13 protein-coding genes and 2 pseudogenes are annotated in these 12,501 nt (G+C 71.1%); 4 read left to right on the forward strand and 11 right to left on the reverse strand.

Annotated features, from left to right (window positions below; all coding sequences use genetic code 11):
• Positions 1-1,645: AAA family ATPase (locus tag BCY76_RS03780; RefSeq protein ID WP_139827598.1), on the reverse strand; the 1,645-nt coding region annotated here is incomplete at its 3' end.
• Positions 1,642-2,883, reverse strand: a complete 1,242-nt coding sequence (locus BCY76_RS03785) for an exonuclease SbcCD subunit D (RefSeq protein ID WP_070162077.1) — start codon at positions 2,881-2,883, stop codon at positions 1,642-1,644. The genes BCY76_RS03785 and BCY76_RS03780, both read right to left, overlap by 4 nt.
• Before the next feature lie 139 nt (positions 2,884-3,022).
• On the opposite strand from BCY76_RS03785, the gene BCY76_RS03790 reads away from it, so the two are divergent.
• Positions 3,023-4,009, forward strand: a complete 987-nt coding sequence (locus tag BCY76_RS03790; protein ID WP_139827599.1) for an ADP-ribosylglycohydrolase family protein — start codon at positions 3,023-3,025, stop codon at positions 4,007-4,009.
• Here BCY76_RS03790 and BCY76_RS18855 read toward each other — a convergent pair.
• From BCY76_RS18855 to clpS, 8 genes and pseudogenes are all read right to left on the reverse strand, one after another.
• Positions 3,993-4,670: a BRCT domain-containing protein gene (locus BCY76_RS18855; RefSeq protein ID WP_237089949.1), complete on the reverse strand. Its 678-nt coding sequence runs from the start codon at positions 4,668-4,670 to the stop codon at positions 3,993-3,995. The two genes, BCY76_RS03790 and BCY76_RS18855, sit on opposite strands and share 17 nt — an antisense overlap.
• 77 nt (positions 4,671-4,747) lie before the next feature.
• Positions 4,748-5,065: pseudogene (locus tag BCY76_RS18860) on the reverse strand (exonuclease domain-containing protein); the annotation flags it as partial.
• Positions 5,062-5,718, reverse strand: a complete 657-nt coding sequence (gene rdgB, locus BCY76_RS03800; protein WP_070162083.1) for an RdgB/HAM1 family non-canonical purine NTP pyrophosphatase — start codon at positions 5,716-5,718, stop codon at positions 5,062-5,064. The gene rdgB and the pseudogene BCY76_RS18860, both read right to left, overlap by 4 nt.
• On the reverse strand, positions 5,715-6,455 hold the full coding sequence (gene rph / locus BCY76_RS03805) for a ribonuclease PH (protein ID WP_085437183.1): 741 nt from the start codon (positions 6,453-6,455) through the stop codon (positions 5,715-5,717). The genes rdgB and rph overlap by 4 nt, the downstream gene beginning before the upstream one ends.
• Complete coding sequence (locus BCY76_RS03810) at positions 6,452-7,303, reverse strand: MBL fold metallo-hydrolase (protein ID WP_083277749.1); 852 nt, start codon at positions 7,301-7,303, stop codon at positions 6,452-6,454. Before BCY76_RS03810 ends, rph begins: the two co-directional genes overlap by 4 nt.
• 16 nt (positions 7,304-7,319) lie before the next feature.
• On the reverse strand, positions 7,320-8,267 hold the full coding sequence (gene murI / locus BCY76_RS03815; protein WP_070162086.1) for a glutamate racemase: 948 nt from the start codon (positions 8,265-8,267) through the stop codon (positions 7,320-7,322).
• A complete protein-coding gene (locus BCY76_RS03820; RefSeq protein WP_070162088.1) occupies positions 8,264-8,989 on the reverse strand; it encodes a DUF2017 domain-containing protein in 726 nt (241 codons plus the stop codon). The genes murI and BCY76_RS03820 overlap by 4 nt, the downstream gene beginning before the upstream one ends.
• A gap of 3 nt (positions 8,990-8,992) precedes the next feature.
• Positions 8,993-9,301 carry an ATP-dependent Clp protease adapter ClpS gene (gene clpS / locus BCY76_RS18490; protein ID WP_070162090.1) on the reverse strand — a complete coding sequence of 103 codons (309 nt, stop codon included), beginning with the start codon at positions 9,299-9,301 and terminating at the stop codon, positions 8,993-8,995.
• A 114-nt stretch (positions 9,302-9,415) separates the two neighbouring features.
• Between clpS and BCY76_RS03830 the strand changes: the two are divergent.
• A pseudogene (locus tag BCY76_RS03830) lies at positions 9,416-10,660 on the forward strand (nicotinate phosphoribosyltransferase); the annotation flags it as partial.
• Positions 10,661-10,732: 72 nt separating this feature from the next.
• Here the strand turns inward: BCY76_RS03830 and BCY76_RS03835 are convergent.
• Positions 10,733-11,404 carry a helix-turn-helix domain-containing protein gene (locus tag BCY76_RS03835; RefSeq protein WP_336581913.1) on the reverse strand — a complete coding sequence of 224 codons (672 nt, stop codon included), beginning with the start codon at positions 11,402-11,404 and terminating at the stop codon, positions 10,733-10,735.
• On the opposite strand from BCY76_RS03835, the gene BCY76_RS03840 reads away from it, so the two are divergent.
• Together BCY76_RS03840 and BCY76_RS18865 are read left to right on the forward strand one after the other, a co-directional pair.
• Positions 11,403-12,320, forward strand: a complete 918-nt coding sequence (locus BCY76_RS03840) for an NAD(P)/FAD-dependent oxidoreductase (protein WP_237089950.1) — start codon at positions 11,403-11,405, stop codon at positions 12,318-12,320. The genes BCY76_RS03835 and BCY76_RS03840 overlap by 2 nt on opposite strands.
• Entirely contained in the window at positions 12,317-12,454 is a 138-nt protein-coding gene (locus BCY76_RS18865) for a hypothetical protein (protein ID WP_237089951.1), read from the forward strand. Before BCY76_RS03840 ends, BCY76_RS18865 begins: the two co-directional genes overlap by 4 nt.
• Positions 12,455-12,501: the final 47 nt, after the last annotated feature.

Below are 12,501 nucleotides of genomic sequence, written 5' to 3' on the forward strand. Positions count from 1 at the left end.
GCCGGCGCGGCTGCCGCGGGTGCTCGGTGGCTCCGCAGACCAGGCACGGGACGCCGGGACGCAGATCGGCGGCCAGTCGCCGCGCCACCGCCTGGAGATGATCCGCCAGCAGCTCCCGACGCCGGGACTCCGCCATCTGCTCCGCCTGCTCCGCACGGTGGGCCGCCTCCTGCGCCTGGCGGACGGCGGCCCGCCGGCCCTCCAGCTGGTCCACCAGCTCCACCCGTCGCCGGGTGAGCTCCATGAGGTTCTCGCACGCGGCGCGATGGGAGTCCAGCTCCTCCGCATCCTGCCACTGGGCGTTCAGCGCCGTCTCCTGCTCCTGCAGCGCGGCGATCGCCTCCTCGGCGGCCTGCCGGACGGCTCTCTGCTCGTCACGCCGGCGTTCAGCGGCGGTCAGTGCAGTCGCCGTCTGACGCCGCTGGGATTCGAGACGGGCGGCGTCCTGGTCTTCCAACCCTCCCCGTAGGGCCGTCACCTCGGCGATGAGGTCCCGCAGTGCGTCGGGGGCGGGGTCGCCGGCCTCGGTGGTCAGTGTCGAGGCGGCCGTGGACGACGCGTCGACGTCGTCCTGATCGGCCAGCCGGTCCCGCAGGTCGCGGAGCTGATCCAGCGACCTGCGCCGTACGTCTTCGGTGTGCTCCGCGAGCTGCTGAGCGTGTTGGAACCACCGGCGCACTTCGGTGGCCTTCTGGTGCTGCTCCAGCTGGTCACGGATCTGGTCCACCGCCTCGCGCCGGGCCTCATGGTCGGCCTGGCGCTGCTCATGGTCGCTCAGCAGAGTCAGCAGACGACGGCGGCGCTGCAGGTCCGCAGCCCGCTCGGAGGCGCTCTCCGCGGCCGCTGAGGCCAGCTCGACGCGCTGCTCGAGATCCCGGGACATCCACGCCCCCAGCAGTCGGACGGCTTCCTCGAGGTCTTCGGGCGGCACGCTGGTGAAGCGGGCGAGTTCCGCTCCCAGCACCGGCTCGAGCATGGACTCGGCCTGTGCCCGCACGGTGTCTGCGGTCACCTCCACCCGATGCTCAGCCTCCACGATGCGTTGGCGCAGAGTCTTGGCACGATCGCTGAGCTCAGCTTCGAGACGCTGGTAGAGGTTGGTGTCGAAGAGCTTCTGCAGCAGCTTCTGCTTCTCCGTACTGGTCGCATGGAGGAAGTGTGCGAACTCTCCCTGCGGCAGCAGGATGACCTTGGTGAACTGGTGGCGGTCCAGCGGCAGGATGTCCTGGATCTCCTGGGAGGCGGCTTGGACGCCGCTGGTCACCTCGCGCCACAGAGCACCGTCGTGGACCTTCAGCACGACTGTCTGGTTCTGGGCGACGAATCCGGACTTCGCCCGGCGGCTGGGCCGTCGGTGCGGCGGGGTGCGGCGGATCAGCCACCGTCGGTCTGCCTGGGTGAACTCGAGCTCGACCGCCGGCTCGCGCTCCGGCGGCGCATGGTGGCTGTGGAGCCCATTGACGTCACGCTGGCCGGGGACGTCGCCGTAGAGGGCGAAGGTGATGGCGTCCAGCACCGTCGTCTTGCCGGATCCCGTCCGTCCGTGGAGGAGGAACAGGCCGTCGGCGCTCAACGCGTCGAAGTCGATCTCCTCGGTGCCCGGGAACGGGCCGAAGGCCGTCAGGGTCAGTCGGTGGAGCCTCATGGCTGAATCTCCTTCCCCGGTGCAGCGGTCCCGCTGCGGGCGAGCTCCCTCCGCACCGCCGCCACGGCGTCGTCGAGGATCTCCCGTTCCTGTCCATCGGCCCCGCGACCCCGCACGTGCTCCAGGAACGACTCCACCACCTGCCCCGGCGTCTCGGCCCGGTGCATCGCCTCGGCATAGGTCAGGGCCGCGCCCTGACGCTCCGGAGGCCGATGCACGAACGTCGCCAGATACGGATAGGCCTCCTGGGTCCGTTGGAAGGCGCGTTCGGGGCGCTGCGGGTCGGTGACGGTGACCTGGACGAAGTCTTCCCGATGGCGGCGGACCATCTCCTCGTCGAGGATCTCCTCCAAGGGCCCGCTCAGCTGGGCGAGTCCCCGCCCGATGGCCCAGTCCACCGCGGTGATCGCCTCCCAGTCCGCGCTGTCCCACAGCCAGGCCCCCTTGGCCTGGCGCGACTCGGAGAAGGAGTAGCGCAGCGGAGAACCGCTGTATCTGACCCGCGGGGCCAGCCTCTGGCGGCCGTGGAGGTGCCCCAGGGCCGTGTAGTCGAACTCGTCGAAGAGCTCGAGCGGCACCACGGCCAGCCCTCCGGAGCTCTCCTCGGAGTGCTCCACGGGCTCCCCGGCTGGGGCTTCCACGCCGATCACCCGTTCTGAATCCGATCCCACTCCCCGGGCGGCGAACAGGTGCGCCATGAGCACGGTCCTCACCGGCCCTGACTCCGTCAGCTCCCGTCGGCGGCGCTCGACGTCCTGACGGATACGTGCGATGACCTCGGTCATCACCGCCGTGTGGGTGGCGCGCCGCAGCTCGAGCCGGGAGCTGACGAGCTGAGGCTCCAGATACGGCACGCCGTAGACGAGCACGGTCTCGGATCCGTCCTCGAGCACCACCGGGGACCAGGCGTCGTCGAGCGCGGTGCGCAGATGCACACCTGAGGCCGCCATCAGTCCCCGGCCGAAGCCCAGCCGCTGGGCGGAGTCATGGTTGCCGGAGGTGATGATCACCGTGGTCCCGGCCTCGGCGAGACGCAGCAGGCAACGCTCCAGCATGCTGACCGCCCACTCGGGAGGCAGGGCCCGGTCGTAGACGTCGCCGGCCACGAGCAGCACGTCCACGCTGTGCTCCTCCACGGTGCGGCAGACGGTGTCCAGCATCTCCTGCTGCGCGTCGTGCAGCGAAGTGCCGTGGAATCCGCGTCCCAGGTGCCAGTCGGAGGTGTGGAGCCATCGCATGCCACCACGGTATCCGCACGGTGTGACCCGTCCGCCGCACGGCGCGCAGCAGCTCGCCGGCACAGGATCGACAGCACAGGATCGACAGCACAGGATCGACAGCACAGGATCGCCAGCACAGGGTCGATAGAGTAGGGGCGTGAGCAGTGATCAGAGCCCGTCAGCACAGAGCCCGTCAGCACAGAGCCCGTCAGCACAGAGCCCGTCAGCACAGAGCCCGTCCACCGCTGGTCCTGCCGCGGCAGACGCCGCACCCTCCCCCGATGCCCTGCTGATCCGCCGTCTGGGCCCGGTGCTGCGGGCGGGCCTCAGCGCCGCGCTGGCTCCCGACCGGGAGACGCACCTCCTGCACGCGGAGGCCGCCCATCAGCTGTGCCTCGCGGACGGCCTCCTGGAGCTGCTGGACTGGACGCGCCAGGGTGTCCCCGCCGACCCGTTGGCCTGCCTGTGGCTCAGCTCCCTGCGGTGGCACCGGCTGCTGACCGGGGCCTTCCCCGATGGAGCCCCTGAGCCTCCGCGACGACCGCTCGACGCCGGTCTGGCCGCTCTGCTGCAGGAACCGCATCCGCGCCTGCGCCTGCAGGCAGACACCGGTGGGGTCTCCCTGGCGGGTCTCGCCGACGGCGAGATGGCCTACCTCTCGGCGCCCTCCCAGCCCTCCGCCCGCGATGCCGCCGGACTGGTGCGTCTGGTGCCGCTGGCACTGGTGCCCTATGTGGAGGAACAGATGCTGCTCAGCTGGGCGGAGCAGGCACTGGCCCTGACCCAGGGGCATCCCGAGGTCCTCAGCTCCGCGCGCGAGCTGATCAGCCTGATCCGGAGCATCGCTCAGCGTCCGCACATGCCCGAGGCCGAGCGACAGGCGGCCGTGCGGCGGGCCGATGACCTGATGGCCGGTGCCGACGACGGCGCCCGCGCCGTCGTGCGGGCCCAGGTCGCCGCGGCAGCCGCCTCGATGCAGCAGGACAAGCCGATGGAGCAGGACAAGCCGGTGGAGCAGAACAGCCCGGAGGACAGTGCCGCCCGCGTCGGTGCCGCACCAGCTCCGGTGCTCCCTCAGGAGCTCGAGGACGTTCTGAGGACATCTCTGCTCACGGACTGGGAGCAGGTCACCGCTCCGGCGTGAGCCGCACGGCCGCCGTCGGCGGCGGCTCGGTCGCGGCGGGCCACGCGCGTCCCAGCATGCCGCGGAACTCGGACTCGTCGAGCACCCGGAGCGGCTGCCCGAGATCCCGCCGGCGCAGCGCGTCCCGGGCCTTGTTCGTGTGCAGCTGCTCCTGATCCGCGGGCCCCTGTACGGTGTACCCGTCACCGACCACGACGATCGTGGTGCCGGCGGTCACCCGGGACGTCGTCTGACCGCCGTGGGCGGCCACGAGCCGCTTCGCCTCAGGTCGGGGAATGCTGAGTCCGCCGGTGAAGACCACGTGCTGGCCGTAGAGCGGATGCCGGGGATCCGCGTCCGCGGCGGGCGGGAGGTTGCGGCCCTCGTCCTGCCAGCGCAGCAGGTCGGGCAGCGCCTCGTCCGGCACCGTGCGCAGTCGAGAGTCGAAGATCGGCCCCATGGCCCGCACCTGCGTGGTGGCACGGGAGACACGGTCCGGTGCCCCAGACCAGGCAGGAAGCCGCAGCCGCTCCAAGCCCTGGGCGAGGAAGAGCTCCTCGAGGTCCGCGGCCCCGGTCCGCGAGGCGATGTCGCAGACGATCGCCGCCGAGGCGCGAGCGTCCTCGAGCGCATGATGGTGACGGCTGAGCACATGCCCCGCTTCGGCCGCGGCGCGAGGCAAGGCGTGGGAGGCAGGTCGTAGACCGCTCGGGACAGCTGCACGGAGCACCAGGACTCCAGACCCGGGGAGTCCATGCCGCTGACCTCCAGGGCGGCCTGGAACACCTCGACGTCGAAGGAGGCGTTGTGCGCCACCACGGTGTCATCGCCGATGAAGTCGATGACCTCGGGGAACACCTCGGAGAAGCGCGGCGCAGAGGCTACGGCCTCGGCGGTGATCCCGTGCACCGCGACGTTCTTGGGATCGAAGCGGTCGTAGCCCTCCGGCGGTCTCAGCTCGCGGTACAGTGTCTGCGCCTCGGCACCGTCGCGGATCCGCACCAGCCCCACGGAGCAGGGCGATCCCCGGAACCCGTTGGCCGTCTCGAAGTCGACCGCGGTGAAGTTCAGGCTCACCGCTGGCCGGCCCCCTGGAGGGCCGCCACGATGTGCTCACGCAGGGCGGCGAAGGCCTGCCCCCGGTGAGAGATCGCGTTCTTCTCCGCCATCGTCAGCTCCGCGCAGCTGCGGGTCTCCCCCGTCGGCTGGAGGATGGGGTCATAGCCGAAGCCGCCTTCGCCTCGCGGCGCGCCCAGCAGCGTCCCCTCGAGGCGGCCGATGCGCGTGGTCTCCTGGCCATCGGGGGTCACCAGGGCCGCCGCACAGACGAACGCCGCCCCGCGGTGTTCCGCGGTGATGTCGGCCAGCTGTTCGAGCAGCAGGTGCAGGTTCCGCGCATCGGAGGACTGCGCCCCCGCCCATCGGGCGGAGAAGATCCCCGGCGCTCCTCCCAGGACGTCGACGGCGAGCCCGGAATCATCGGCCACTGCCGGCAGGCCGGTCGCGTCGGCCACGGCCCGGGCCTTGAGCAGGGCGTTCTCCTCGAAGGTCACGCCCGTCTCCGCGACGACGGGGCAGCCGGCGGCCGCGGCGTCGAGGACGGCGGCCTCCAGGTCGAGACCCTGCAGCCCGGGGGCGTCGGCGAGCAGGGCACGCAGCTCACGGACCTTCCCGGCGTTGTGGGTGGCCAGCACGAGGCGGGCTCCATGAGGGGCGGAGGTGGTGCTCACGAGGCCAGCGCCTCCTGCTGCAGTCGAGTCAGCCGCGCAGTGCCGGTCAGAGCCAGGTCCAGCAGGGAGTCCAGCTCGTCCCGGCGGAACGGGGCTCCTTCAGCAGTGCCCTGGACCTCCACGAACTCTCCGTCGCCCGTGGCGACCACGTTCATGTCGGTCTGCGCCGTGGAGTCCTCTGAGTAGGGCAGGTCGAGCACCGGCGTGCCGTCTGGCAGGATCCCCACCGAGATCGCGGCCACGGATCCGGTCAGGACCTCGGCGCGACGCGCCACGTGGCCCTGCTCCCGAGCCCACGCCACCGCGTCGGCGAGCGCCACATAGGCGCCGGTGATGGCGGCGGTGCGCGTGCCGCCGTCGGCCTGGAGGACGTCGCAGTCCAGGGTGATCATGTTCTCCCCCAGTGCGGCCGTGTCCACCACTGCCCGCAGGGACCGTCCGATCAGTCGCGAGATCTCGTGGGTGCGGCCGCCGATCTTCCCCTTCACGGATTCGCGGGAGGAGCGGGTGTTGGTGGCCCGCGGCAGCATCGCGTACTCGGCGGTGACCCACCCGGTGCCGCGGCCCTTGAGCCATCGAGGGACGTTCGACTCGAAGGAGGCGGTGCACAGCACGCGGGTGTCACCGAACTCGATGAGGGCGGATCCCTCGGCATGTCCGGACCAGCCTCGGGTGATGGTGATCTCACGCAGCTGGTCGGGTGCGCGGCCGTCGGCTCGCAGGAGGTTCTCAGTCACGCTGTGGTCTCACGGTCCTCTCGGGATGATGCGACGAATGTGGTGACGGCCGGGGTCGGCGCGCCCACCTGATAGGTGACGCCGCCGACTGCGACGGCGATGTCGCCGTCGTAGGTGGCGGCCGCGTGCTCCAGCAGGACCTTCTTGGAGGTCCATACGGGGATGTGGGTCAGCAGCAGGCGCCCCGCCTCGGCGGCGGAGGCCATCTCACCGGCGCGTCGGCCGTTGAGGTGGACGCCCTCGATGTGGTCGTCACGGCCGTCCTCGAAGGCGGCCTCGCACAGGAACAGGTCCGTGCCGCGCGCAGCCTCTACGAGGTTGTCGCAGGCGTCGGTGTCGCCGGAATAGGTCAGCGTCCTCAGGCGACCATCGGCTCCCGGGGCCTCGACGCGCAGGGCATAGGCCTCGTCGATGGGATGCCGCACCGGGATCGCCGTGATGCGGAAGGGCCCGATCTGCTCGACTTGCCACGGGTTCCAGCTGTGGAAGTCGAAGTCCGGGTGCATGCCAGGGTCGGGCTCCATGCCGTAGGCGTTGGCGATGCGCTGATCGGTGTTCAGCGGCCCGAACACCGGAAGGTGGGGGCCCGGCCAGCCCCCGGGGCGCCAGCGGATGGCCACGTGGAGGCCGCACAGGTCCATGTAGTGGTCCGGGTGTAGGTGGCTCAGGCACACCGCATCCAGGTCCTCCAGGGCGATGTGCTGCTGCAGCTTGCCCAGGGCGCCGTTGCCGAGGTCCAGGATGATCCGCCACGTGCGCCCGTCGTGCTCGGCGCTGAGCAGATAGCACGACGCCGGGGACTCCGGCCCGGGGAATGAGCCGCTGCATCCGATGATCGTCAGTTCCATGTCCTGCCCCGTCCCCTCAGGTCGTGTCTCCGCCGACGGTGGGCGACGCGGCCGGTGTCGATGGACCGGCCTGCGCGGCCGCACGGGCCAGCATAGCGTCGGTGACCTGCGGAATCACACCGGTCGGATACGTCTCCGTCACGTCGTCGAGCTGACGGACGTCCCCGACCTCGGGCCCCAGGAAGCGGCGGGCCAGCCGATGGAAGGACGCCGCCGACCCGGTGGAGAGGAAGACGTGCTCCCCCGCGCCGGCGGAGTCGTCTCTGAGCAGGCCGTGGCGGGTCAGCGCCCGGAACAGATCCTTGGCGGTCTCCTCCGCCGAGGAGACCAAGGTCACGGCGTCTCCCATCACATAGGACAGCACGCCGGTGAGCAGCGGGTAGTGCGTGCAACCCAGGACGAGCGTGTCAACGTGAGCTTCGCGCAACGGTGCCGTGTAGCCCTCGGCGAGGGTGATCAGTTCGGGCGAGGCGGTGATGCCTCCTTCGACGAACTCCACGAACCGGGGGCAGGCCGCCGAGGTGATCTGCAGGTGCGGGGCCGCGGCGAAGGTGTCCTCGTAGGCCCGGGATCCGATGGTCGCTTCGGTGCCGATGACGCCGATGCGTCCGGTCCGAGTGGCGGCCACCGCCCGGCGGACCGCCGGCTGGATGACCTCCACCACCGGGATGCCGTACCGCGCGGTGTACCGTTCGCGGGCGTCCCGCAGCACCGCCGACGAGGCGGAGTTGCACGCGATGACCAGGGCTTTGACGCCGGAGTCGACGAGTTCGTCCATCACGCCCAGCGACTGCGCCCGCACCTTGGCGATGGGAAGGGGGCCATAGGGCCCGCGGGCGGTGTCGCCGATGTAGAGCACAGACTCGCCGGGCAGCTGGTCGAGCACGGCGCGCGCCACGGTGAGCCCTCCGACACCCGAGTCGAAGATGCCGATGGGAGCCTCCGGTCGCGGCGGGGCCGTCACCGTCGGTCCCCGCCGTCGGCGTCGGGGGTCCCGCCGGGGTCCTGCTCGTCCTGCTCGTCCTGCTCGTCCTGCTCATCTTCCTCGGGGAGGAGCTCGACCATGGCGGTGAAGAGCGTCTCCTGCAGCCAGGTGATGAAGGTGTAGATCTCGGCCATGAACGTCTCGGTGGTCTTGGCCCGGGAGGAGACGGCGGACTGGTGGATGGTCTCGGCGTCGGCTTCGGTGCGGATCCCGAGGCGGGTGGCCAGGGTGAGCCGGACGTCGTTGAGTGCCCGTCCGAACGGCGGGGCCTGCTCCTCGGTCACATGGACCGGGGAGGTCTCCAGCAGCATGCGGGCGGTGCGCAGGTCGGAGATCTTCGACTCCCGCAGCGAGCCCTCGGAGAGCCGGCGCAGCTGCGCGGCCTGCTCGGGGTCGCCGGAGGCGTCCGGCAGGAGTCTGGCCAGGACCTCGTCCTGGGGCGCCTCCAGGCTCTCGGAGGCGTCGAGTCCGGCCAGCTCGGCGCGGAAGTGCGCGAAGACGGAGGCCTCCTCGGTGCTCTCAGCCCGCTCCTCGCTGAGCGGGGGTCCCGAACCGGCTGGATCGGAGGCGTCGGCGAGCTCGGCGGTGCGCGCCTCCAGGAGCTCGATGACGTCGGCGCACAGCGAGCTGAGCAGGCGTCGCTCATGGGCGTCCAGATCGGCGCGGTAGCCGCGGGATGAGGCGCGGAATGCGGTGGCCACGGGTCAGGACTCCTCGAGGGTGGCCTGCAGGCCGTAGTGATGCATGGCAGTGACATCCCGTTCGGCCTGCTCGCGGGTTCCGGTGGCCACCACGGCGCGCCCCTGCTCGTGGACCTGCAGCATCAGCTGGTGGGCCCGCTCTCGCGGATGGCCGAAGTAGGTGCGGAACACCCAGGCGACGTAGGACATGAGATTGACGGGGTCGTTCCAGACGACGACCTGATACGGACGCTGCACCTCAGGGAGCGACGAGAACTCGGCCTCGAGATCGGTCTCCTCACGGGTGAGCGTCGACCCTTCCACGGAGCTCATGGCGAGTATTCTACGCTGGAGGGCGTGACAGATTCATTCCGCCGCGAGGCCTCCGGCCCGTCCCCGGCCCCGAGCTCGTCCACCGCCCTGCTGACCGACCAGTACGAGCTGACCATGCTCCAGGCCGCGCTGCACTCGGGCGCGGCGCACCGGCGCTGCACCTTCGAGGTCTTCACCCGCAGCCTGCCTGCCGGGCGCCGCTACGGCATCGTCGCCGGCACGGGTCGTCTGCTCGAGGGACTGGCGGACTTCCGCTTCGGGGACGAGGAGCTGGGCTTCCTGGCGGACCATCGGATCGTCGACGATGCGACGCTGGACTTCCTGCGCGGCTACCGCTTCAGCGGCAGCATCCACGGCTACGCCGAGGGTGAGATCTTCCTGCCGCATTCGCCGGTGCTGCGCGTGGAGTCCACCTTCGCCGAGGCGACCCTGCTGGAGACCTATGTGCTCTCGGTGCTCAACCATGACTCGGCGGTGGCCTCGGCCGCGTCCCGCATGACCATGGCCGCGGGCGATCGGCCCTGTGTGGAGATGGGCTCCCGCCGCACCCAGGAGTCCTCAGCGGTCGCCGCGGCGCGCGCAGCCGTGATCACCGGATTCTCCGCGACCTCGAACCTGGAGGCCGGACGCCGGTGGCAGCTGCCCACATTGGGCACCGCGGCGCACGCCTTCACCCTGCTGCATGATTCCGAGGAGCAGGCCTTCGCCGCCCAGGTGGAGGCCTTCGGCGCGGGCACCTCGCTGCTGGTGGACACCTATGACGTCGAGGCGGCGGTGCGGCGGGCGGTGGAGATCGCCGGCCGGGAACTGGGCGCGGTCCGCCTGGACTCGGGCGACCTCGTGGAGCAGGCCCATCAGGTCCGCGCCCTGCTGGACTCGCTGGGCAACACCGAGACCCGCATCATCGTCACCTCGGATCTCGACGAGTACGCGATCGCCCGTCTGCAGTCCGCTCCGGTGGACTCCTACGGGGTGGGCACCCAGCTGGTGACCGGATCGGGGGCTCCCACCGCCTCGATGGTCTACAAGCTGGTGGAGCGCACCGACGACGACGGCGCCCCGGTTCCGGTCGCCAAGACGGCGGTGGGCAAACGCAGTGTGGGCGGCACGAAGCATCCGGTGCGGACCTATGACGGCGACGGTGTGGCCGACGCCGAGGTGATCGGCGTGGGCCACGCCCCGCGGCTGGAGACGGACTCGTTCCGCGAGCTGATGGTGCCGCTGGTCGTCGACGGCGAGATCCGCACTGAGCACACCGGCGCGCCGGGGGTCGAGCGCGCCCGCGAGCGTCACCGGGCTTCGGTGGCGGAGCTGCCGCCCGCGGCCGCCCGGCTGCAGGACGCGAGCCGGTCCTGCCCACGATCTTCTCGTGAGGCCCCGGGGCTCACCGACCCGCAGCTGACCGGCCCGCAGCTGACCGGCCCGGAGCCGTCACTGGTCGGCCCCGTCGGCGGCCGTGTGCGGTGCCACACCCTCTTCGCTGAAGAGGCTGATGATCTCGGCCTCTCCCGGGCCGGCCGCGCTGAGGTTGTGCGGGATGAGCGTGTCGAACTCGGCGGCCTCTCCGCGGCCGAGGATCAGCTCCTCGTCGCCGAGCTGCAGCCGCAATCGGCCGGAGGCCACATAGAACCACTCATAGCCCGGATGGGTGTGCAGCTGCTCCTGCCGGGGACGTTCCGCGTAGGTGATCCGGAACGCGTTGACCGGGGACCGCTCCTCGGACAGCGGCTGGACGACCATGTCCTCGGTGCGCCATCCGGGGCGACATACCCGTGGGTCCGGCGTCTGGAGGACCAGCAGGTCGTCGACGGCGATCCCGAGCTCACGCGTCAGAGGCAGCAGCAGCTCGAGGCTGGCCTGCCGCTTTCCGGACTCCAGCCGCGAGATCGTCGAGGCGGAGATCCCCGAGGCACGGGCCAGTCGGTCCAGAGTCCAGCCGCGTCCCGTCCGGGCGGCCCGCAGCCTGATGCCGACCTGGGCGAGTTCCTTCATCTGCGGCCATCCTCTCCGACGACACGTCCTGTCCCCTCGATCCTGCCCAGTTTTTGCAGTTTCTGCAAGATGTCTTTCTGAGAACGTGTCGCAGGAGGACCATGGAGCCATGACCACAGACACTCCTCACATCACTCCGTCCACCGACCACTCCCCCTCCACCGCCGAGGGAGAGCAGTATGACGCCCTCGTCATCGGCGGCGGCCCCGCCGGGCTCAGCGCCGCCGTCGCCCTGGGACGCTCCCTGCGGCGGGTGCTGATCATCGACGCCGGAGCCCCGCGCAATCGCTTCGCCTCCCATATGCACACGGTGCTCGGCCACGAAGGGATCGATCCCGCCGAGCTGCTGCGTCGCGGCCGCCAGGAGGCGCTGAGCTACGGGGCCGACATCATCTCCGGGCGCGTCACCCGGCTGGCCGAGGCCACCGGTGCCGGCCCCGCGTCCATGGTCGCCGCCCTGGAGGACGGCCGGACCGTCTTCGGCGGCGTCGTCATCGCCGCCGCAGGCCTGGCCGACCAGCTCCCGGAGATTCCCGGCCTGGCCGAGCGCTGGGGCCGTTCCGTGCTCCACTGCCCCTACTGCCACGGCTGGGAGGTCCGGGGACAGCGCATCGGCGTGCTGGCCACAAGCCCGTTCGCCCTCCACCACGCCGAGCTGCTGCGCCAGTGGACCGACCGGATCACCTTTTTCAGCGCCGGCGCCGGAGAGCTCTCCGAGGAGACCGCCGCCCGCCTGAGCGCACGGGGCGTGAGGATCGAGCCTGTCGAGGTCACGGAGGTCGAGGGGGCAGGTGATGCGCTCTCCGGGGTGATCCTGGCCGACGGGCGCCACGTGCCGGTGGACGCGCTGTTCACCCTCGGGGCGCTGCGCCCCCATGACGGCTTCCTCGCCGGCTTCGAGCTGGACCGAACCCCGAGCCCCATGGGTGACGTCCTCGCCGTCGACGCCACCGGCCGCACCAGCCACCCACGCATCTGGCCGCCGGGAACGTGGCCAGCCCGGCAGCCAATGTGGTGGTGTCGATGAGCGGGGGCACCATGGCCGGCGCCGGGGCCAACATGGCGCTGGTGACCGAAGACTTCGACCTCGCCCAGCAGACCGCCCAGCAGCAGGACGCCGCGCTCGACGGCACGCCAGGAGCCCTCGCATCGCGCACGTGACCCCTCCCTCGGCGGTGCAGTAGCGTGGTCACCACGTGGACGATCCC

Origin of the sequence: Nesterenkonia sp. PF2B19 (genome assembly GCF_001758425.2) — a bacterium.
Classification (GTDB): domain Bacteria; phylum Actinomycetota; class Actinomycetes; order Actinomycetales; family Micrococcaceae; genus Nesterenkonia; species Nesterenkonia aethiopica.

Bases quoted from the DNA above. Each gene is read 5' to 3' on its own strand.
- clpS (WP_070162090.1), bottom strand. From the start codon at position 9,301: ATGAGCTCCGTGGAAGGGTCGACGCTCACCCGTGAGGAGACCGATCTC.
- BCY76_RS03810 (WP_083277749.1), bottom strand. From the start codon at position 7,303: ATGGAACTGACGATCATCGGATGCAGCGGCTCATTCCCCGGGCCGGAG.
- BCY76_RS18865 (WP_237089951.1), top strand. From the start codon at position 12,317: ATGAGCGGGGGCACCATGGCCGGCGCCGGGGCCAACATGGCGCTGGTG.
- BCY76_RS03840 (WP_237089950.1), top strand. From the start codon at position 11,403: ATGACCACAGACACTCCTCACATCACTCCGTCCACCGACCACTCCCCC.
- BCY76_RS03835 (WP_336581913.1), bottom strand. From the start codon at position 11,404: ATGGCTCCATGGTCCTCCTGCGACACGTTCTCAGAAAGACATCTTGCA.
- BCY76_RS03785 (WP_070162077.1), bottom strand. From the start codon at position 2,883: ATGCGATGGCTCCACACCTCCGACTGGCACCTGGGACGCGGATTCCAC.